A 19,742-nucleotide genomic window follows, 5' to 3' on the forward strand; every position below is an offset into this window, starting at 1 on the left:
CTGAGAGCGCTTCCGGCGGCAGGGGCAGGACACCCCCTGAGTCACCAGCCGATGCCGAGGGTCAGTCCGGTCGGCGGCGCGGTGTTGCCGAGGATCTGGACGGAGGACTGGTCGTTGACGTCGTCGTACGGGAACCCGTAGGCCCGCTTGTCCAGGCCGACGGTGTGGAAGAAGCCGGCGTAGTCGTTCTTCGCCGTCCCGCCGTAGTACGCGGCCGGGCTGTACCAGGCGGTGGTGTCGAGGGCGACACCCCGGTTGAACGCGGCGCAGAACTCCGCGGCGAGCTGCTTCTCGGTGTCGTTGCCCGAGGCCAGCGCCCCCGCACAGGCCATGACGTCCGGCGAGGTCGGCTTGTGGAGGGTGAAGGGGCCCGCGCCGTTCTTGCTGAAGGTCAGTACGGAGCCGGAGACCCGCCCGGAGAAGGTCTCCCCGAGCCGGGTCAGGGTGAACGGACGGGTGGTGTAGTGGGCCCAGGCCTGGTCGATGGCGGTGGAGAGGTGGTGCTGCTGCGCGCCGCCCTCGAGGAACAGGTTCGAGGAACGCGGCGCCACGATGCGGTAGCCGTTCTGCAGCGGCTTGAAGGCGGCCCCGACGGTGGCCGCGTACTGCTGCATGACCTCCGCGCGGGTCCGGGTGATGCCCCGGGTGGTGTCGTAGCCGCTGGAGGTCTGGCGCAGCCGCGAGGTCATCGGGAAGCCGAACTGGTCCACCTGGGTGGTGTTCCCGCCGAACGCGACCTGGCCCTGCACGTACGTGTACTCGTACCAGTCGTAGTACACGTCGCTGTTCGGGTCATGGGGGTTGCGCAGGTCGGGGCCGCCCCAGCCCTGGTCGTCGGGGGAGACCGGGAGGTAGAGGGGCGAGCCGAGGGAGACGTAGATCCGGCCCCCGCGGATCGATGCCGGGGAGGGCACCGTCCCGCCCACCTGGGCCAGCGTGAACGACATGTTGGGGTAGTTGACGCCCTTTTTGACCAGGTGGCCGGGCGCGGTGGCGTCGAGGTGGTTGATGTGGGCCATGGAGCCGTCGGGCTTCATGTACGACCACTGGCCCGGGGTCACCTGGCCGAGCACGGTGACGAAGATCTGCGAATCGGCGTACGTGCCACGGGTGTTGTTCTGGAAGGTGATCGGGAAGCTCCCGGCCCCGCCCTGCGCGTCGTGCGCCGCGGCCCGGTTCGGGGCCGGCAGGACGAATCCCAGCAGGGCGATCAGCGCGGCCAGCGCGGTCAGCGGGAGCCGTTGTCGGGTGTTCATGGGCGTCTCCTCGGTCCGGTCGGTCCTGGTCAGTGGCCGAAGTCGAACCAGTTGACGTTCACGTAGTCGGCGCTCTGGCCGCTGGTGAAGGTCAGGTAGACGTCGTGCGTGCCGGTGACGGGGCTGATGTTCGCAGGGACGGTCCTCCAGCTCTGCCAGCCGCCGGTGTTCGCGACCGAGAAGCTGCCGATCGGCGGGCTGGTTCGACTGTCCAGCCGGACCTCGACGAGCCCGCTGACCCCGCCGGCCGCACCGCCGGCGACCCGGCCGTTGAACTGCCTCGCCGCGCTGGAGCCGAAGTCCACGCCCTTGTACAGGGCCCAGTCGCCGTTGGCGATCGTGCTCACGTTCTGGCCGCCGCCGGTGTCGGTGGTGTTCTCCTTCGCCAGCCCGGCCTGGTCGTCGTACGACTCGGCCTCGATGGCGGTGTACGCGTCGCGGTGGCCGGACGGGGGTGTGGTGGGCGGTGTCGTCGGGTGAGTGGTGGGGGGCGTGGTCGGCGGGGTCGTGCCGCCCGTCGAGCGGAGGACGGAGACGTAGTCGACGGCCATCGAGTAGCCGGGCTGGGTGCCCGCGTCGGGGCCGCCGCCGAAGGCGTCGGGGAAGCCGCCGCCCATGGCGACGTTCAGGATGATGAAGTAGCCGTGGTTCGTGGCGTTGGCCCACGTGGCCGCGTCGACTTGGTTCGCCCGTACGGTGTGGAAGGTGTTCCCGTCGACGGAGAAACGTATCTCCTCGACGGCAGTGGACCGGTCCCACTCCACGGCGTACGTGTGGAAGCCGGCCTGGCAGCTGGTGCCCGGGCAGACGCGCTGGCCGCCGATGCCGGAGGTCTCGTTGCACGGGCCGCCGGGACTGGTGCCGCAGTGCAGGGTGGCCCAGACGTTGTTGATGCCCTGGACGTTCTCCATGATGTCGATCTCACCGATGCCCGGCCAGTTCCACCAGTTGCCGCGGTAGGGCGCACCCAGCATCCAGAACGCCGGCCAGTAGCCCTTCGCCGCAGCGCCCGTGACGTTCGGCATCTGTATCCGGGCCTCGGTGCGCAGTTTCCCGCCCGCCGGGGGCTGGAAATCGGCGCGCCGGGTCTCGATGCGGCCGGAGGTCCAGTTGCCGGCGGCGTCCCGGCGGGGGGTGATCCGCAGGTTGCCGGCGCCGTCGAGCGCCACGTTCGCGGTGCTCGAGGTCATCGTCTCGACCTCGCCCGTACCGAAGTTGGCGGGGCCGCCGGGGTAGCTGGTCCCGGTGGTGTACTGCCAGTCGGCGGTGTTCACGCCGGAGCCCGCGGCCCCGTTGAAATCGTCCAGGAACACCTGCGACCAGCCCGCCGGGGGCGGCGGAGCGGCGGCGTTGGCGGGCAGGGTGACCACGGCGGCGGCCGCCGCGGCCACGCCCATCGCGCTGAGCGCGGCGATGACGGCCCGGCGGACGGCCGACCGTTTTCTACCGGATGTGGGATGCATGGGTGTGCCCTCTCTGGGGGGAGCGGCCCGCTGCATGAGAGCGCTCTCAAGCGGAGCCGCTGGCCACTGTGCTCCCGACGTCCCCCGGCGTCAAGACTTCGAACCGTCAACGCCCGAATGGGCGGCAGGAGTTCAATGGTTGAAGGGTGGTAACGGGGTGCGGCCGCATGAGCGCGGCGCCGCCCCTCGTACCGGCCCCCGTCAAGTGGGCAGCCCCACCGCCCGCTCCCCGGCACGCCGCTTCTGGATCACGACGGCCACCACGAGCAGGGCGCCCTGGGCGACGTTCTGCCAGAACGGGTTGACGCCCTGCACGGTCAGGCCGTTGTCCAGCGCCCCGAGCAGGGTGATGGCCAACAGCGTCCCGCCGACCCCGCCCTTGCCGCCCGCCAGGAGGCAGCCGCCGAGGGCGGCGGCCGTGATCGCCTTCAGCTCGAGGCCCTCGCTGCCGGAGACGGGGTGGCCGAAGCCGGTCCGGGCGGTGAGCAGGACACCGGCGACCGCGGCGACCACCCCTGCCAGGCCGTAGACGGCGATCAGGTACTTGTTGATGTCGATCCCGGCCAGCCGGGCGGCGGTGTCGTTGCCGCCGATGGCGTAGATGTTGCGGCCGATGTCGGTCGACTTGAGCAGCAGGTGGATGGCCAGGGTGACCACGGCAAGCACCCACAGCAGCACGGGGATTCCGGCGATCGAGCCGTTCGCGAGGAACACGAAGACGTCGTCGTTGCTGACGTACCCCTGCGCCGCGCCCTTGGACAGCAGCTGTGCGACCCCCTTGTACGCGGCGAGGGTGGCCAGTGTCGCGATGACCGGGTTGACCCGGCCGAAGACGATGACGGCGCCGTTGAGGAGTCCGGCCACCAGCCCGGCGCCGAGTGCGGCGGCGATGCCGAGCAGGGCGCTCCCGCCGGTGGAGGTGAAGACCATGGCGGAGACCACGGAGGCCACGCCGACCTGCGAGCCGACGGAGATGTCCAGCGCGCCGCAGATGATCACCACGGTCTGGACCAGGGCGAGCAGCCCGGAGATGGTCACCGCGTCGCCGATGACCTTGATGTTGGCCCAGGTGAGATAGGCGGGGTTGAGCCAGCCGAACAGGGCCAGCACCAGCACCAGGGCGCCGATCAGGCTGAGGTTCTGACCGCCGACGGAGCCGAGGAGCGAGCCGATCCGCCGCCCGGGCCGCGTGGCCGCCCCGCCCCGGTCGGTGCCGGCCGGGGTGCCCCTCGTACCGGCCGCCTCGTCGGCCGTCCCGTCGGACATGCCGCCTCCTGCGGTCGTCGTGTTCGCCGTGTTCGCCGTGTCCGCGTTCACTTCGCTCCTCCGCTGCCCGTCGCCGTCGTGGTCAGGTCGTCGGCCATCGCCAGGGCGAGGACGGCCTCCTCGGTGGCCTCGGCCCGGTCGAGCTCGCCGGTGATCCGGCCGCCCTGCATCACCAGCACCCGGTCGGCCAGCCCCAACACCTCGGGCAGCTCCGAGGAGATGACCAGGAGCGCCACCCCGGCCTCGGCGAGGTCCGCGATGATCCGGTAGATCTCGGCCTTGGCTCCGACGTCGATGCCGCGGGTGGGCTCGTCGAGGATCAGCACGGCCGGTCGGCGGGCCAGCCAGCGGGCGAGCACCACCTTCTGCTGGTTGCCGCCCGAGAGCGTGCGCACCTGACGCTCCACGGACGGGGTGCGCACGCGCAGCCGGCCGGTGTACTCGCGGGCGAGCTCCTGCTCGGCCGTCCGCCGCACGAAGCGCAGTCGGCGCAGCCGGTCCAGCACGACGAGCGTGATGTTGTCCCGGACCGACCTGTCCAGGAACAGCGCCTGCGCCTTGCGCTCCTCGGGGGCGAGGCCGATGCCCGCGCGGATCGCGTCGGACGGTCGGCGCAGCCGCAGTTCCGCGCCCCGCACCGAGACCGTTCCCCCGCGCAGCGGGAGGTCGCCGATCAGGGCGCGGGCCAGCTCGGAGCGCCCGGCGCCGACCAGCCCGGCCAGGGCCACCACCTCCCCCGCCCGGACCTGGAGGCTGATTCCGCGTACGTCGTCGGTGGTCACCTCGCGCACGTCCAGGACGACCCGGTCGGTGGCCACGTGCGGCCGGGCGGAACCCCTCCCGGTGACGGACAGGTCCCGGCCGACCATCATCCGTACGATGTCCCCCTCGCCCGTGGCGGCGGCGGCCTTGACGCCGACCAGCGCCCCGTCGCGCAGGACGGCGACCCGGTCGGCCAGCCGGAAGATCTCCTGCATGCGGTGGGACACGTAGATGACGGCGAGCCCCTGGTCGCGCAGTCGGCGGATCAGCGAGAACAGGGCCTCCACCTCGTGCGCGGAGAGGGAGGAGGTGGGTTCGTCAAAGGCCACCACCTTCGCCTCGCCCGTCAACGCCCGCAGGATCTCCACCAGTTGGCGCTGGGCCGGGGTGAGGCGGATACCGGGTGCGTCCGCGTCGAGGACCTTCTCGAAGCCGATCCGGACCAGGTCCTCCCTCAGCCGGCGGCGCAGGGCCGCCCGGTCGAAGCGGCGGCCGGCGCGGACGGGGAGGGCGCCGAGGTAGACGTTCTCGGCGACCGTGAGGTGCGGGACGATCTCCGGCTCCTGGGGGATGAGCCGGATGCCGGCGGCACGGGCGTCGGCCGGGGAGCGCAGCCGCACCTCGGCGCCGTCGAGGTGAACCGTGCCGGAGTCGGCCGGGTGGTCGCCGCAGACGATCTTCAGCAGGGTGGACTTGCCCGCGCCGTTCTCGCCCATCAGCGCGGTGACCGAGCCGGCCGGGAAGTCCAGGCTGACGTCGCTCAGGGCAGGGACCCCGGCGAAGCTCTTGGCGACGCCGGCCACGCGCAGTCCGGGCGCCGTCACGGGGGTGGGGGCGGGGCTGGGGGTCGGTGAGAGGGCGGGGGTCGTCACTTGCAGCCGAATCCGGCGTCCCGCCAGGTGCCCGCGTCGACCATCCTGGTCGGGGCGAAGGCCTCCGGAGCGAACTCCGTACCGTTCCTGAGCCGGTCGTACATGGCCTGGACGGCCAGCTTGCCGACCTCGTCGCCGGGGATGTAGAGCGCGGCCTTCATCCCGTTGTCGGCGCCCGCCTGCCAGTCCTTGCAGGCCAGATAGGCGCCTAGGCCGACACCGACGATGTCCGAGCCCTTGACGCCCGCGTTGTTCAGGCCCTTGACCCCGCCGGATACGTTCTCGTCGTTGCAGCCCATGACCACCCAGTGCCTGACGCCCTGGTTGGCCGTCACGCTCGCCCCGACCTTGGCCTGCGCGCCCGCCGGGGTGTTGTCCGTACCGAGCTCGATCGTCTGGACCTCGGGGCCGCCCGCCTCCTTCCAGGCGGCCTTGGCGCCGTTGATCCGGTCGGTGCAGACGGTGGTGTCCTGCTTCCAGGCGTAGATGATCCGGGTGTCCGCGGGGCTCCAGCCCGCCTTCGCGAACTCGGCGGCGGCCCGCTTGCCGACCTCGCCGCCCATCTGGCCCCCCGAGAAGCCCACGCGCGCGACCAGATCGGCCTTGCCGCAGGCCGCGGGCTTGGGCCCGCTCACGCACACCTGGTCGTCGGAGGTGAGCAGCGGGATCCCGGCCTTCGTGGCCTCGGCGGCGACCTGCGGGCCGACCGCCGACTCCGGAACGACGATGATGATGCCCGAGTTCTTCTGGGCGATCGCCGACTTGACCTCGGTGATCGTCTTGGAGGCGTCGTTGCCGAGGTTGACCACGGTGAGCTTGATGCCGAGCTCGTCGGCCTTCTTCTTGGCGCCCGCGGCCTCGGAGACGAAGTACTCCTGGTCGCCCTGCTTCTGCAGGTAGGCGATGGATATCGGACCGTCCGTCTTCTTGCCCGTACCCGCTCCCGGTCCCTGGGCGGGGGTGGGCTTGCCGGAGGAGCAGGCCCCCAGGGTGAGCGCCAGCGCGAGGGCGCCGGTCAGGACGGCGCCGCGGCGATACCGGATCATGGACATGTACGAGTGCTCCCTCATCGGGCCGGGTCAGCGGATCAGCAAGTCGGCAGGTGGGCAGGTCAGTTGCAGGTGAGCCGGGGCGCCGCCCAGTCCGCGTGGTCGTAGTCGATGCCGTTGCCGCCGTCGGTGACGACGAGGCGCAGCGTCTGACCGCCGGTCAGATCGGCGGTGAGCTTCCGGGGCGCGTCCGCCGTGGTGACGACACCGCTGTCCGCGACCTTGGTGGTGTCCCGGTAGACCTGGAAGGCGACCGCACCGGTGCGGGAACTCTCGTCGTCGACGCCGACGTCCACCGTCAGGCCGGTGCACCTGCCGCCGAGGTGGTAGGTCACGGTGCTGGCCGCGTGGACCCCCAGGCCCTTGGTGTACGCGGCGCCGCCCACGGTCAGGGTCCTGCCGTCGCCGGCGGCCTGCTCACCGTTGCTCCGGTCCTTCTCCACCGGGCCCCAGCCGCTGCTCGCACCGGTCCAGGGCAGGTCGGACAGGTGGGAGGTGCCGGCCGGCGGGAGCGGCGCCGGTCCCGGGGTGATCCGGTAGACGACGGTGGCGTGCGGGGCGACCGACGCACTGACGGTGCCGCTGGTGTTGGTCGACGCCGCCTTGGTCCACAACTCCTTGAGGGCGTAGGGGGCCCGGTTGCCGATGCCGAGGGCGTCCGTCCTCGCGGAGATCGTGGCGGTGGAGCCGGTCTCGTTGGTCAGGGAGAGCGCCCGGTCGCCGTTGGCCAGCTCCTTGGCCATCACCACGAGGCCGCCCGAGCCGGAGACCACCGTGCCCTGCTTGCCCAGGCCGTCCTGGTCCACTGCGATGACATCGGGGTTGGAGAGGATGTCGAAGGTCTCGGCCGTCGCCCTGCGCAGGTCGCTGCCGATCAGCAATGGCGCCGACATCATCGACCAGAGGGTGAAGTGCGTGCGGTACTCGGTGGCGGTCATGCCGCCGTTGCCGACCTCGAGCATGTCCGGGTCGTTCCACCGGCCGGGGCCCGCGTACGGCGCGAGGGGCTGGTTCCTGTGGGCGATGGAGATCATCGAGGACCAGTTGTCACTGATGTCCCCGGTGGTGCGCCAGAGGTGGCCGAGGCTCGACGCCCAGGTCCACGGCTGGTTCTCGCCCCACTCGCACAGCGAGAAGACGATCGGACGGCCCGTCTTCTTCAGCGCCTCGGCCATGTCCGTGTACCGCTTCTTCGCGTCCACGCCCTGGTTGTTGCAGTTGTCGTACTTGAGGTAGTCGACCCCGAACGAGGCGAACAGGTCGGCGTCCTGCTGCTCGTGGCCGAGGCCGCCGGGGAAGCCCGCGGTGTCGCAGGTCTTGGTGCCGGCGCTGGTGTAGATGCCGAACTTCAGACCCTTGGAGTGCACGTAGTCCGCCAGGGCCTTGATTCCGCCGGGGAAGCGGACGGGGTCGGCGACGAGGTTGCCCGAGGCGTCCCGGTTCGGCAGGGCCCAGCAGTCGTCGAGGTTGACGTACTGGTAGCCGGCGGCCTTGAGGCCCTTGGCGACGAAGAGATCGGCGATGCCCTTGACCATCGCCTCGTTGAACTCGGCCCGGCAGTGGGTGGAGTTCCAGTTGTTGAACCCCATGGGCGGGGTCAGTGCCTGTCCGTCGGGCACGGCGGCGGCGGGAGAGGCGGCCGCGACGACGGCGGTACCGGCCAGCGCGGCGGCCCCCGCCGCCGGGGCCAGTAAGGGCAGGGCCGCGAGCGCCGCGGTCAGGCGGCGGGCGACGGCGCTTCGTAACGTGTGCACAGACGGCTCCTGGGGGGAGGGGGGCCCGGGGAATCCGGGAGGGCGTGTGCGGAAATGAGCCCTGACGGTGCGTCGGCCCGGCAGAAGTCCTCAGGAACGAACGGACTCCAACGGGAAGGCCCACATCACACTGCCGCCGCAGGGACATGTCAAGACGGCGGACCGTGTCGATCCGCGGCCCTGTCAGCGGCCACGGGCCCCCAACTGCGCCTTTGTTGAGGTCTGTTGACTTCTGTCGGATCGGTCAGGATGCTTCTGCTGACCGGGGACGCGGGTGCCCCCGTGCCCCAGCGCCCCCGTGCCCCAGCGCCCCCGTGCCCCAGCGCCCCAGGAGAGGAACCGCCGCATGGCCGATCCCGGCAGTCTGCTGGCCCATCAGCGCCGCGCCCTCATCCTCGACGAGGTCCGCCGGCGCGGCGGGGTGCGCGTGAACGAGCTGACCCGCTCCCTGAACGTCTCCGACATGACCGTCCGCCGCGACCTGGACGTCCTCGCCCGCGAGGGCCTGCTGCGCAAGGTGCACGGCGGCGCGGTGCTCGGCGACGAAGCCAGCAGTCACGAGCCCGGGTTCGAGGCCAAGTCGGAATGGGAGACGGCGGCGAAGCACGCCATCGCCAAGTCGGCGGCCGCCCTCGTGGCCCCGGGTTCGGCCATCGCCCTGTCCGCCGGGACCACGACCCACGCCCTGGCCCGGGAGCTCACCGAGATCACCGACCTGACGGTGGTCACCAACTCGGTCCGCACGGCCGAGGTCTTCGAGGCCGCCCGCCGGACCGGCAGCGCCGGGAGCACCACCACCGTGATCCTCACCGGCGGCATCCGGACCCCGTCGGACGCCCTCGTCGGCCCCATCGCCGACCAGGCCATCCGGTCCCTGCACGTCGACCTGCTCTTCCTCGGCTGCCACGGCCTGGGCGCCGACACCGGGCTGACCACGCCCAACCTCGCCGAGGCGGAGACCAACCGGGCCTTCCTCCGCTCCGCGCGGCGCACCGCGCTCCTCGCCGACCACACGAAGTGGTCGACCGTGGGGCTCACCACCTTCGCCGCCCTGGAGGAGGTCGACGTACTGGTCACCGACCGCCTCCCGCGGGAGGAGGCCGCCGCGGTCGGCGAGCGCGTCGGCGAAGTCCTGCTGGCCGCCGGTCCCGCGCCGGAGCGCCCGTGGTGAGGAAGACCCGTACGACCCTGTCCGACGGGCGGGAGCTGATCTACTACGACGCCGCGACCGACGCGGAGACCGCTGTCGGGGAACCCGTACGCGCCCTCGCGGACTCCCGCGGCCTGCCGCCCACCGCGACGCTTTCCGAGCGGCGCCACGACCGGCTCCTCGACGAGTGGGTGGTGATCGCCTCACACCGCCAGGGCCGCACCCACCTGCCGCCCGCGGACCAGTGCCCGCTCTGTCCGTCGGCCCCGGGCCGGCCCACCGAGATACCGGCCCCCGACTACCAGGTCGCCGTCTTCGAGAACCGTTTCCCGGCCCTGTCCGGACCGGGCGGGGGCCGCTGCGAGGTCGTCTGCTTCAGCCCCGACCACGAGGCCTCGTACGCCGACCTCGGCCCGGCGCAGGTCCGTACGGTCATCGCGGCCCTGGCCGACCGCACCGCCGAGCTCGCCGCACTCCCCGGCGTGGAACAGGTCTACTGCTTCGAGAACCGCGGCCCCGAGATCGGCGTCACGCTCGCCCATCCGCACGGCCAGGTCTACGCGCTGCCCGTCCTCACCCCGCGCACCCGGCGCATGCTGGACACCGTCTCCCGCCACCAGGCGGCCACCGGGCGCAACCTCTTCGACGAGGTCCGCGACGAGGCGCTGGCCGACGGCCGCCGGGTGGTGGTCGCGGGGGAGCGCTGGAGCGCCTTCGTGCCGGAGGCCGCGCGCTGGCCGTACGAGGTGCACCTCTACCCGCACCGGCGCGTCCCCGACCTGCTCGCCCTGACCGAGGACGAGCAGGCCGAGCTGGCCGACCTCCACCTGGATCTGCTGGGCCGCTTCGACCGGCTCTTCGCGGCGCCGGCCCCGTACATCTCGGCCTGGCACCAGGCCCCCGTACGCACCGGCCGGGACCTGTACGCCCTGCACCTGGAGCTGTTCACCACCCGGCGGGCCGCCGACAAGCTCAAGCACCTGGCCGGGACCGAATCCGGGATGGGCCAGTTCGTCAACGACATCGCCCCGGAGCGCGCGGCCGCGACACTGCGCGAGGCGTGACCGGCCGCCTCCCGGTGTGAGGCGTGACCGGCCGCCTCCCGGTGTGAGGCGTGACCGACCGCCTCCCGGTGCGCGGCGTGCTTACGCGTCCTTCTCCATGGTCGGGCGCAGGCGTTCCAGCAGGGCGTAGAGGGTCGCGCTCTCGGCCGTGTCGAGGGTGTCGAGCGCGCCGTGGGTGGCCTGCATCTCCTCGCGGACGCGCCGGATGATCTCGCGGCCCGCGTCCGTCGCCACGACGTTCTTGACGCGGCGGTCGGCAGGGTCCGGCTCGCGGCGCACCAGCTCACGGGCCTCCAGCCGGTCCACGATCCCGGTGACGTTCGATGCGTCACACACCAGGAGGGTGGCGAGGCCGCGCATCGGCAGCGGGCCGTCGAGCTGGGCGAGGACACGGGCCTGCGTGGAGGTCAGACCGTAGTGGGCCGCGGCGGCCGCGAAGTCGCGCCACTGGGCGGTTCCGATGGCGGCGAGCAGTTCCAGGAGCTGGAGCTTGGTGGGGGCGTGGGGGGTGGTGGCGCTCATGCCGTCGAGCGTACTCGGGTGGTTGACATTGTCAATTGTTTACTTGACCTCCTTAACTATTGACGTCTACCGTCTACGGAGTTACTTGATGACATCAAACATCTGCGATCTGAAGCACTAAGAAGGTCCTGCCGCCATGAGCACCGCCGCCCCCATACCCGCCGAGGCCAAGACCAGGAACGAGACGGTCATCGTCTTCGCCCTGAGCCTTGCCGCCATGGTCGTGTCGATGATGCAGACCCTGCCGGTCCCGATCCTGGGCCTCATCCGCACCGACCTGGGCACCTCGACCGCCAACGTGAGCTGGGTGACCACCGCCACGCTGCTGTCCGCCGCCGTCTTCACCCCGCTGCTCGGCCGCTTCGGCGACCAGCACGGCAAGAAGCCCACGCTGGTGGCCGTGCTCGGCGTCATGGTCGTCGGCTCCGTCATCGCCGCCGTCGCGACCTCGCTCCCGCTGCTGATCCTGGGCCGCGTCCTGCAGGGCGCCGCCACCGCGATCTTCCCGCTCGCCCTCTCGGTGCTGCGCGAGGAAGTCCGCCCGCAGAAGCTCCCCGGTGCGATGGCCCTGGTCAGCGGCACCCTCGCCTTCGGCAGCGGCCTGGCGCTCGTCGCCACCGGTCTGCTCACCTCCGGCTCTGACGCCGACTACCGCAACGCCTTCTGGATGGCGACCGGCTTCGCGGTGCTCGCCCTGCTCGCCGTCGCCTTCCTGGTCCCGGCGACCCGGCACAAGACCGGCGGCCGCACCGACTTCCTCGGCGCGCTGACCCTCGGCATCACCCTCCTGCTGCTCCTGCTGCCCATCTCGCAGGGCCACGAGTGGGGCTGGACCTCCGGCCGTACGCTGGGCAGCTTCGCCGGCGCCGCCGTCATGACCGTCGTCTGGGTCTTCACGGAGCTCAAGGTCAGCGAGCCGCTCGTGGACATGCGGATGTTCGTCCACCGCCCGGTGCTCATGGCCAACCTGGCCGGCATCCTCGTCGGCTTCGGCATGTTCGCGAACTTCCTGGGCGTCTCCTACCTCGTCCAGATGCCGGAGAAGCTCACCGGCTACGGGTTCGACGCGTCCATCCTGCGTGCCTCCGTGCAGTTCCTGCTGCCCGGCGCGATCGTCTCGCTGCTCGCCTCGCCCGTCGGCGGCCAGCTGGTCCGCCACCGCGGCCCGCGCGTGGCCCTCGGCCTGGCCGCCGCACTCGGCGCCCTCGGCTTCGGCTGGCTCGCGCTCGACCACCAGCACAGCTTCTCCGTGATCGGTGCAGGTCTGGTCGTCGGTGCGGCCGTCAGCTTCGGCTACGCGGCCATGCCCGCCGTCATCATGGCGAGCGTCCCGCCCCACCAGAGCGGCATCGCCAACGGCATCAACTCGATCTCCCGCTCCACCGGCAGCGCGATCGGCAGCGCCATCGTCACCACGATCCTGGCGTCGAAGACCATCGAGCACCTGCCCGCAGGCGTTCCGGCCCTGCCCGCCGAGTCCGGGTTCACCCTCACCTTCTGGATCGGGGCCGTCGCCTTCGCCCTGGTCGCGGTGATCAGCTGGATCGGCCTGCGCGGGGCGCACGGCCCGCGCACCGTCGAGGTGAGCAAGCCCGCCGCCGCTGCGAAGGCGACGGAGAAGGAGCTGCAGCCGGAGCCGGCCGAAGCCGTCTGACCCGGTCCTTCGAGGGGGCGGCGCCGCTTGCGGATGCCGTCCCCTCGCGCCATGTCCGCGCCCGCCCTACGAGGGGGACGCGGCGCTTCCCTTCGCGAACCTCTCCCACTGCCCGGTGACGATCTCCTGCGGCACCCCGCCGAAGTCCTTGGTGTCGATGACGTCGGACCGGAACGCGAGCGTGACCGACCCCGAGCGGACCAGCGTCAGGTACTTGTACAGCGAGATGCCCGGGTCCTTCACGTCCTGCGTCACGATGCGGTACGCGCGCGCCTCGTCGCCCAGCGCCGGAGCCTGGACCGGCTCCACCTTGAGCACCTTCGCCTCCGCGAGCGCCCGGTCCTCCGTATAGCCGCCGGCGCACCGGCCGCCCGCGTCCGCCAGCGACTTCACGGCCGCGGCCGCGGCGCCGGCGTCCCGGTACGAGCGCAGCAGGATCTCGGTGCCCACCGCCTGGAACTTCCCCGGGACGCTCGCCTTGGCGTACGCCTGGGCCGTGTGGCCCGCCTTGCCGAGACCGGTCAGCGGCTGGCAGGCCGCCGGCTGCGCCTCGTAGAGCTCGCTCATCGGCTCGTCGAGCAGCGGCTCCGTGACCTCGTACGGGCCGAACTTCTCGCCCTCCGCGACGATGAGCTCCTTGAGCCGCTCGGCTCCCGGCCCCGGCGTACCGCTCGGGCTCGCGACGGCGCCGGCGGTCGGCGTACCGGCCGCGGTTTCTCCGGTCCCCGAACCGCTGCATCCCGCCGTACCCGCCAGCAGTGCGGCGGCGCCGACGACGGCCCCTGCCGCGCGCCGGAACCGCTGCTCGTTCCCCACCCCGTACATGTGTTGCCGTCCCCCGAGATCGTGCGGAAAACGCGATTATCGCAGGCCGGGGCGGTGGCCGCTGCGCGACGACGGCGTCTCCACGCACGGTCGGCCCCGCACCTGCGACCGGATGCCGGCCAAGGTGTACAACACGGCGTTGCACAAGCGCATGTACCGCTTCGTCAACGACGACGCCGTCGTGCCGCAGCTCAGGCGCTGCCGCGGGCGGCCGCCTGGCGCTGGCGCTTGCTCAGCGGGGCCAGCGAGAGGTCCTGGGCCCGGGAGGTGAGGCGCTTGAAGCCGTAGCCGCGCTCGGTCAGCCAGCCCTCGGCCGCCAGCTCGGCGCGGGCCGTCGCGTCGAGGATGTCCTCCTCGGCCTCGCCCGAGTCGAGGAAGCGGAAGGTGAAGAAGGGGCCGAAGGCCAGGTCGTACGCGAGGTGGCCCTCGGCGGTGTGGGCCGCGTGCAGGACGTCGTGCTCCGGCGCGGCGGCGAGCAGCTCGGCGTGCTGGTCGGCGGTGAGGGCGTCGAAGGAGCCGCGGACAGTGATCCGGAAGGTGCGAGTGCTCATCCCGGCAGCCTAGGCAGGACGGACCGGCCGGCGCACCGGGATTTCTGCGGGCCGGCGGGGAGCGCATGCGCCGGAGTGAACAGCGGCGTACGCGCTCCGTCGTGCGCCCCGCACCCCCACGGCGGCCGCAGCCGGGCATCGCGAACGACCAGCGCTGTTCCGGTCCCGCCGATCTGCCGCGCCGGCGTTCCGCTGGGCGGCCTTAGGTCCGCCGCCCAGCCGTGACCTGCGGGAGCCGCATGCCGTGCGCGGCCCGCCTCCCCGCGCGCCGGGGGCTACTGGAAAGTCACATCGGAGCCCGGCCCGACCGCGCCGCCGCATCCACCGGGCAAGCAATTTCATGGTTCCGCATCTGCCAGTCCATCCCGTGAAACACCTAGGTAGATGCCGGCTTGGACCCTGTTAGAGTCCGCATGCGCGACTCCGAGACGAGGGTGGCGACATGGCCGGTCCGCACCCGTGACCTGCCGCTGAGCGGCCTACATCCGCGAAGCAGGCAGCCGTTGTGATGCCGTGGCACTTCCGCACCGACGACGTCGGCGCCCCCGTCACCCCGGGGCGCATCCGTCGCGGTGACCAGCACATCGACGACGTCCGGTTCTCAGCCGACGGACACCGAACCATGCCGCCTTCGTCGCCTATCAGATGGGGAGAACACAAGTGATAACGGGACTTCAGTGGCGTCACGCCGCAGGCAAGGCGCTGGTCCTGGGCGCCGTACTCGCCCTGGCCATACCGGGCACCGCATACGCCAACACCGTCAGCGTCACCGTGAAGACCCCCGGGGCCACTGCCGGACCCGCGGCGACCTTCGCCGAGATCTCCACCCACGCGGACTGCAGCAGCGGCCTCGTCTCCGGAGGCGGGATCAACCAGGCCACCGGCACCGGAACCTCGTCGAACGGCAACAAGATCAACGGCACCTCGCCGAGCCCCGACGGCAGCACCGAGTACCTCGGCACGACCGGGGTCGTCGGCACCGACGTGACCCACTGGCTCGGCATCGGCGGCAGCGGCGGAGCGGTCAACGCCTCGTTCTCCAGCACCCCGTACGCGATGTGCTTCACGAGCAACCTGATCAACCACACCCAGGTGGTCATGAACAAGATCGCCGGGCCCACCACCAGCGGAACCGTCGGCCTGGTCGTCGCGACCTGCCCGGCCAACACCCGCCTGCTCGGCGGCGGCGCCCGGATCACCCCGGCCAGTGTCGGCAGCCTCAAGCCGATCGCCAGCTACCCCACCTTCAACAACGCCGGGCACGACTTCGGCCAGAAGGCGGCCGCCGACGGCGAGACCAACCCCGACTCCTGGGCCGCCGTCGGCTGGAACGGCGGCGGTGGCAACAGCAACAACACCACCTACGCGTACGCCATCTGCAGCGGCAACAACATCAACATCAGCGGTACCACCGTGAAGGTGCGCTTCACCGAGGTGAGCGGCCCGACCTCGGCGACCGCCGGCCAGACGGTGACGGTCGGCTGCGGCGGCAACGACGGCAAGCTGGTCAGCGGGGGCGCCGCCATCAGCGGCGGCAGCGTGACGACCACCGACTTCACGGGCCCCGGCTCCGTCGGCGACCACCTCAACGGCAGCTACCCCAGCGACTCCGGCGGCACCCCGGTCAGTGACGGGACCACCACCGCGTCCTACTGGACGGCCTTCACCCACACCGGGGGCGGCAGCTCGCCGGGCACGTACTCCGACGCCTGGGCCCTCTGCGCCGACGACGGCGTCTGACGGATCGCCTGACAGGACGCCTGACAGGGCGTCAACCCCGACCGGCAGGCGGGCACGGCAGCGGGCCTGCCCGCCCGCCGGTCACCCCATTCCACCTCGGTCACCCCTCAGCGGGCCCGGAGAGGCAGCGTCCCTTCCCATGAAACGCCGTTCGACCCCACGCTCCACCCCGCGCGCCACCCCTCGTACGCGCATGTCCACATCGAAGACGGCGATCGTGCTCAGCGCGACCGGCCTGCTCGCCGCCGTCGTCGTACCCCTCGCCGCCGCAGACCCGGCGGCCCCGGCCTCGCCCTGCGGCGCCTCCGGCGTCTTCAACGCCTCGCCGCCCAGCTGTACGTACGCCACCGCCGGGACGGACTCCTTCACGGTGCCGGACGGGGTCGGCTCGATCAGGGTCGACCTGTCCGGCGCCGAAGGCGGCAGCGCAGCCGGCTTCGTCGAACCGAACCCGCCGAACGGCGGATCCCCCGGCGGACTCGGCGGCGAGACCCGCGCGACCCTCGCCGTGAGCGCCGGGCAGAGCATCCAGATCACCCTGGGCGCGGCCGGCAGCTCCGGCACCTCCCGGCACGGCGAGTACGCCCGGCCCGGCGGCACCGGGCACGGAGCCGGCGGCGGCGGTGCGCACGGCGGCGGCGGATCCGGCGGCGGCGGATCCGACGTACGGGTCGGCGCCTTCGGCCCGGCCGACCGGATCCTGGTCGCGGGCGGCGGCGGGGGCGCGGGCAACGGCGGCCCCCTGCTGCACGGCGGCAACGGCGGCGGCCTCGAGGCCGAAAGCGGCGGCCAGGGCGGCGGCCCCGTCGGCTCCGGCGTTGCCGGCGGCGGCGGAACCCAGCGCGCCCACGGCACCGGCAGCCCCAACTCCGCCCAGGGCGGACCGGGCACCGCGGGCGGGGACATCGACCCCAACACCGGGCAGCTCAACCCCGGCAGCGGCGGCCCGGGCGGCAACGGCGGCCGCGGCGGCAACGGCGGCGGCGGGGGTGGCGGCGGCTACTTCGGCGGCGCGGGCGGCTCCGGCGGCGGGAACCCCGGCAACCTGTACGGCGCCGGCGGCGGCGGGGGCAGCAGCTTCGCGGCGCCCTCCGCGACCGACGTCTCCCTCCTCCAGGGCGTGAACCGCGGCAACGGCAAGGCGGTCGTCTCCTTCCGGTACGGGACGACGCTCGCGCTCATCGCGGACACGGCCACCCCGCTGTTCGGCCACACGGTCACGCTCACCGCGGCCGTCGCGCCGGCGAACCCCGCCGCGGGCACCCCGAGCGGAACGGTCACGTTCTCCGACGGGACGAAGCAGCTGGCGGCGGTGCCACTGACCGGCGGCCGGGCCGAGTTCAAGACCAGCGGCTTCCGTCCCGGCGCGCACGCGGTCACCGCCACCTACAGCGGCGACCCGGCGTACGCGCCCAGCTCCACGGCGGGAGCCGTGAACGTCACGGTCGGATTCAGCCGGCCGTGCATCACGACGGCCCACCGCGGCCCGCTGACCGTGGCCACCGGCGAGTCGCTCTGCATCGCACCCGGCGGCAGCCAGACCGGCCCGGTCACGGTCCGCTCCGGCGGGGCGCTGGCCGTGACGGGCGCCGAGATCACCGGCGCCGTCTCCGGTGACGGCGCGCTGGCCGTGGAGTTCTGCGGGTCGAAGCTCACCGGACCGGTCACCGCCGGGCGGACCACCGGCTCCGTGCTGATCGGTTCGGACGATGCCGCCGCGGGCTGCGCCGGCAACACGATCCGGGGTCCGGTGAGTCTGGACGGCAACACCGGAGGCGTCGTGTTCTCGGGCAACACGGTCGTCGGCCCGCTGCGCTGCGACGCCAACGTCCCGGCCCCGCAGCAGAGCGACAACACGGTGGAGGGCCCGCGCTCGGGCCAGTGCGGACACCCGTGAGCCGCTGACCACGGCAGGGCCGCCCCCGCCCGGGGCGGCCCTGTCCTGTCTCAGATGTCGATGTGCCCCATCAGGCCGTGCTGGTAGTCCAGCTGCGCCTGGCGGATCTCGGCGGCGGTGTTCATGACGAACGGGCCGCTGCGGGCCACGGGCTCGCCGATCGGCTCGCCGGCCAGGACCAGCACCTCGGCCGCATCGCCGGGGGCCTCGACCGTGAACCGCTCCGCGTCCCGGCCGAGGATCGCGAGGTGGCCGTCGGGGAGCTGGGCGTCGGGGGTCGCGGCGGTCCCGGACAGCACGTACAGCATGGCGTTGTGGCCGGCCGGGACGGTGAACTCGGCGCGGCCGCCTGCCCTGAGGCGGGCGTGTACGACCAGCACCGGGGTGTGGGTCTCGAACGGACCGCTCACTCCGTGCGTGGTGCCGGTGATCACGGTGAGCTCGGCGCCCCCGTCCTCGGTGGCGACCGTGGGGATGTCCCCGGGGGCGGAGCCGTACTGGACGCGCGGGGGCGTCGCCTTGAGGCGGGCCGGCAGGTTCACCCAGATCTGGAGCAGGTGCTGCGGGCCGCCGTCGGTGAGCAGCCCGGGGGTGGGACGGGCGAGGTGGACGAGCCCCGACCCGGCGGTGAGCCACTGCACCTCGCCGGGGTTCATGACGCGCTTGTGCCCCTCGGAGTCGATGTCCTCCATCGCGCCTTCGATGACGTACTGGATGGTCTCGAAACCGCGGTGCGGGTGCGGCGGCGCGCCCTTGGCCTGGCCCGGGCCGAGCACGTGCGGACCGACCTGGTCGACCATCAGGAAGGGGTCGACCAGCGGCAGTTCCGGCTGCGGGAACGGGCGGCGGACGGGGAAGCCCTCGCCCTCGAAGGTGTGGAAGGGGCGGACGACGCGGGTGGTGGAGCGCACGGCGGCGGTGGTGATGTCCATGTACCGAATGAACGGCACGGCGAATTCCACTGTCAACGCGGTCCTGTTTGGTTGTCAGGTCGTACCGACGGCTTCAGCCATCCCGTCTCCCGTCCCCCTCCTCCCGCCTGCCTTCCTCCGTCGGTCTCAGCGCTTGCGGGCCCGGGCACGCCGCAGCAGGACACCGGCGGCGGCGCCGGCCAGGGCGATCACGGCCACACCCGCCGTGGTCCACCAGACGGTGCTGTCCTCGTCCTCGCCGGCCGGGGCCGCGGACGGGTCGCTCGCGGGCGACGGGCTCTGCGCCTGCCCGGGGGCCGGCGACGCGGACGACACCGGCGGGACCGCCGCAGTGGCCGGCGCGGACGGCGCGGCCGCGCTCGGCGTGCCCCCGGACGGCGCCGGGTCGACCACCGGTACGGCGATCTCCTTCTCCGCGTGGCCGAGGGAGGGGAACCCCACGTCGACGGTGACCTTCCAGGTGCCGGGCGGCAGCACCTCGGCCGTGCTCCAGCCGGTGCGCGTGCCGGTGTCACGGACCAGCCGCCAGGGGCCCATCGTGCGGGAGCCGTCGGGGCTGGTCGAGTTCACCGTGGCGGCGACCGTCTCGTCGATGGCGTCCCCGTCGTTCTCCCAGGTGATCTCGGTGGTGACATGGCCTTCCCGCTGCCCGGTCACCACGACCTTGACGGTGTCGCCGTGGGCGTGGGCGGCGGTGGGTACGGCCAGGGCCTGGGCGAGGAACAGGAACAGGAAGCCGAGTCCGGTGCGGACCGGGAAGGCGGGGCGAGTACGCATCGTGGGGTGCTCCTGGTGCGGTGGGATGCGATGAGCGGTGGTACGGGAGTTGAGCGGTGGTACGGGAGTTGAGCGGTGGTGCGGGAGATGAGGGGGCCGGGGGGGGGGGGGGGGGGGGGGGGGGGGGGCGGGGGGGGGGGGGGGGGGGGGGGGGGGGGGGGTGGGGGAGGGGGGGGGGGAGGAGGGGGGGGGGGGGAGGGGGGGGGGA

General features: G+C 72.6%; 16 protein-coding genes. 5 read left to right on the forward strand and 11 right to left on the reverse strand.

All coding sequences use genetic code 11. From position 1 onward, the window contains the following. Window positions 1–41: 41 nt before the first annotated feature. The 6 genes from ACZ49B_RS33270 to ACZ49B_RS33295 form a co-directional block, all read right to left on the reverse strand. Window positions 42–1,256 carry a glycoside hydrolase family 64 protein gene (locus ACZ49B_RS33270; RefSeq protein ID WP_468313330.1) on the reverse strand — a complete coding sequence of 405 codons (1,215 nt, stop codon included), beginning with the start codon at window positions 1,254–1,256 and terminating at the stop codon, window positions 42–44. A 29-nt stretch (window positions 1,257–1,285) separates the two neighbouring features. Then, a complete protein-coding gene (locus tag ACZ49B_RS33275; protein WP_468313333.1) occupies window positions 1,286–2,719 on the reverse strand; it encodes a glycoside hydrolase family 16 protein in 1,434 nt (477 codons plus the stop codon). Between the two features lie 201 nt (window positions 2,720–2,920). Next, window positions 2,921–4,036, reverse strand: a complete 1,116-nt coding sequence (locus ACZ49B_RS33280) for an ABC transporter permease (protein WP_468313336.1) — start codon at window positions 4,034–4,036, stop codon at window positions 2,921–2,923. Further along, window positions 4,033–5,619: a sugar ABC transporter ATP-binding protein gene (locus ACZ49B_RS33285; protein ID WP_468313338.1), complete on the reverse strand. Its 1,587-nt coding sequence runs from the start codon at window positions 5,617–5,619 to the stop codon at window positions 4,033–4,035. The genes ACZ49B_RS33280 and ACZ49B_RS33285 overlap by 4 nt, the downstream gene beginning before the upstream one ends. Further along, window positions 5,616–6,671: a substrate-binding domain-containing protein gene (locus ACZ49B_RS33290; protein WP_468313341.1), complete on the reverse strand. Its 1,056-nt coding sequence runs from the start codon at window positions 6,669–6,671 to the stop codon at window positions 5,616–5,618. Before ACZ49B_RS33290 ends, ACZ49B_RS33285 begins: the two co-directional genes overlap by 4 nt. 59 nt (window positions 6,672–6,730) lie before the next feature. Further along, the gene (locus tag ACZ49B_RS33295) at window positions 6,731–8,257 is read right to left on the reverse strand and encodes an NPCBM/NEW2 domain-containing protein (RefSeq protein ID WP_468313416.1); all 1,527 of its coding nucleotides are present in this window, start codon (window positions 8,255–8,257) and stop codon (window positions 6,731–6,733) included. Between the two features lie 511 nt (window positions 8,258–8,768). Here ACZ49B_RS33295 and ACZ49B_RS33300 point away from each other — a divergent pair. Beyond that, window positions 8,769–9,593, forward strand: coding sequence for a DeoR/GlpR family DNA-binding transcription regulator (locus tag ACZ49B_RS33300; protein ID WP_468313344.1), 825 nt, complete (start codon window positions 8,769–8,771; stop codon window positions 9,591–9,593). After that, entirely contained in the window at window positions 9,590–10,636 is a 1,047-nt protein-coding gene (gene galT, locus ACZ49B_RS33305; RefSeq protein ID WP_468313419.1) for a galactose-1-phosphate uridylyltransferase, read from the forward strand. Before ACZ49B_RS33300 ends, galT begins: the two co-directional genes overlap by 4 nt. A gap of 81 nt (window positions 10,637–10,717) precedes the next feature. Here the strand turns inward: galT and ACZ49B_RS33310 are convergent, their stop codons facing one another. Further along, on the reverse strand, window positions 10,718–11,158 hold the full coding sequence (locus ACZ49B_RS33310) for a MarR family winged helix-turn-helix transcriptional regulator (RefSeq protein ID WP_468313347.1): 441 nt from the start codon (window positions 11,156–11,158) through the stop codon (window positions 10,718–10,720). 136 nt (window positions 11,159–11,294) lie between these two features. On the opposite strand from ACZ49B_RS33310, the gene ACZ49B_RS33315 reads away from it, so the two are divergent. Continuing rightward, window positions 11,295–12,812: an MFS transporter gene (locus ACZ49B_RS33315; protein ID WP_468313350.1), complete on the forward strand. Its 1,518-nt coding sequence runs from the start codon at window positions 11,295–11,297 to the stop codon at window positions 12,810–12,812. 66 nt (window positions 12,813–12,878) lie between these two features. Here ACZ49B_RS33315 and ACZ49B_RS33320 read toward each other — a convergent pair whose 3' ends face one another. Further along, window positions 12,879–13,637, reverse strand: a complete 759-nt coding sequence (locus ACZ49B_RS33320; protein WP_468313353.1) for a hypothetical protein — start codon at window positions 13,635–13,637, stop codon at window positions 12,879–12,881. A 191-nt stretch (window positions 13,638–13,828) separates the two neighbouring features. Further along, a complete protein-coding gene (locus ACZ49B_RS33325) occupies window positions 13,829–14,188 on the reverse strand; it encodes a DUF6204 family protein (protein ID WP_468313355.1) in 360 nt (119 codons plus the stop codon). A 660-nt stretch (window positions 14,189–14,848) separates the two neighbouring features. On the opposite strand from ACZ49B_RS33325, the gene ACZ49B_RS33330 reads away from it, so the two are divergent. Beyond that, window positions 14,849–15,928, forward strand: coding sequence for a hypothetical protein (locus ACZ49B_RS33330; RefSeq protein WP_468313358.1), 1,080 nt, complete (start codon window positions 14,849–14,851; stop codon window positions 15,926–15,928). Window positions 15,929–16,121: 193 nt separating this feature from the next. Continuing rightward, window positions 16,122–17,825 (forward strand): Ig-like domain-containing protein, encoded by a 1,704-nt coding sequence (locus tag ACZ49B_RS33335; RefSeq protein WP_468313361.1) that lies wholly within the window; start codon window positions 16,122–16,124, stop codon window positions 17,823–17,825. Window positions 17,826–17,875: 50 nt separating this feature from the next. On the opposite strand, the gene ACZ49B_RS33340 is transcribed toward ACZ49B_RS33335, so the two are convergent. Next, complete coding sequence (locus ACZ49B_RS33340; RefSeq protein WP_468313373.1) at window positions 17,876–18,757, reverse strand: pirin family protein; 882 nt, start codon at window positions 18,755–18,757, stop codon at window positions 17,876–17,878. A 126-nt stretch (window positions 18,758–18,883) separates the two neighbouring features. Next, window positions 18,884–19,534 (reverse strand): hypothetical protein, encoded by a 651-nt coding sequence (locus tag ACZ49B_RS33345; protein WP_468313375.1) that lies wholly within the window; start codon window positions 19,532–19,534, stop codon window positions 18,884–18,886. Window positions 19,535–19,742: the final 208 nt, after the last annotated feature.

This window comes from Streptomyces sp. NPDC031132 (assembly GCF_055570595.1).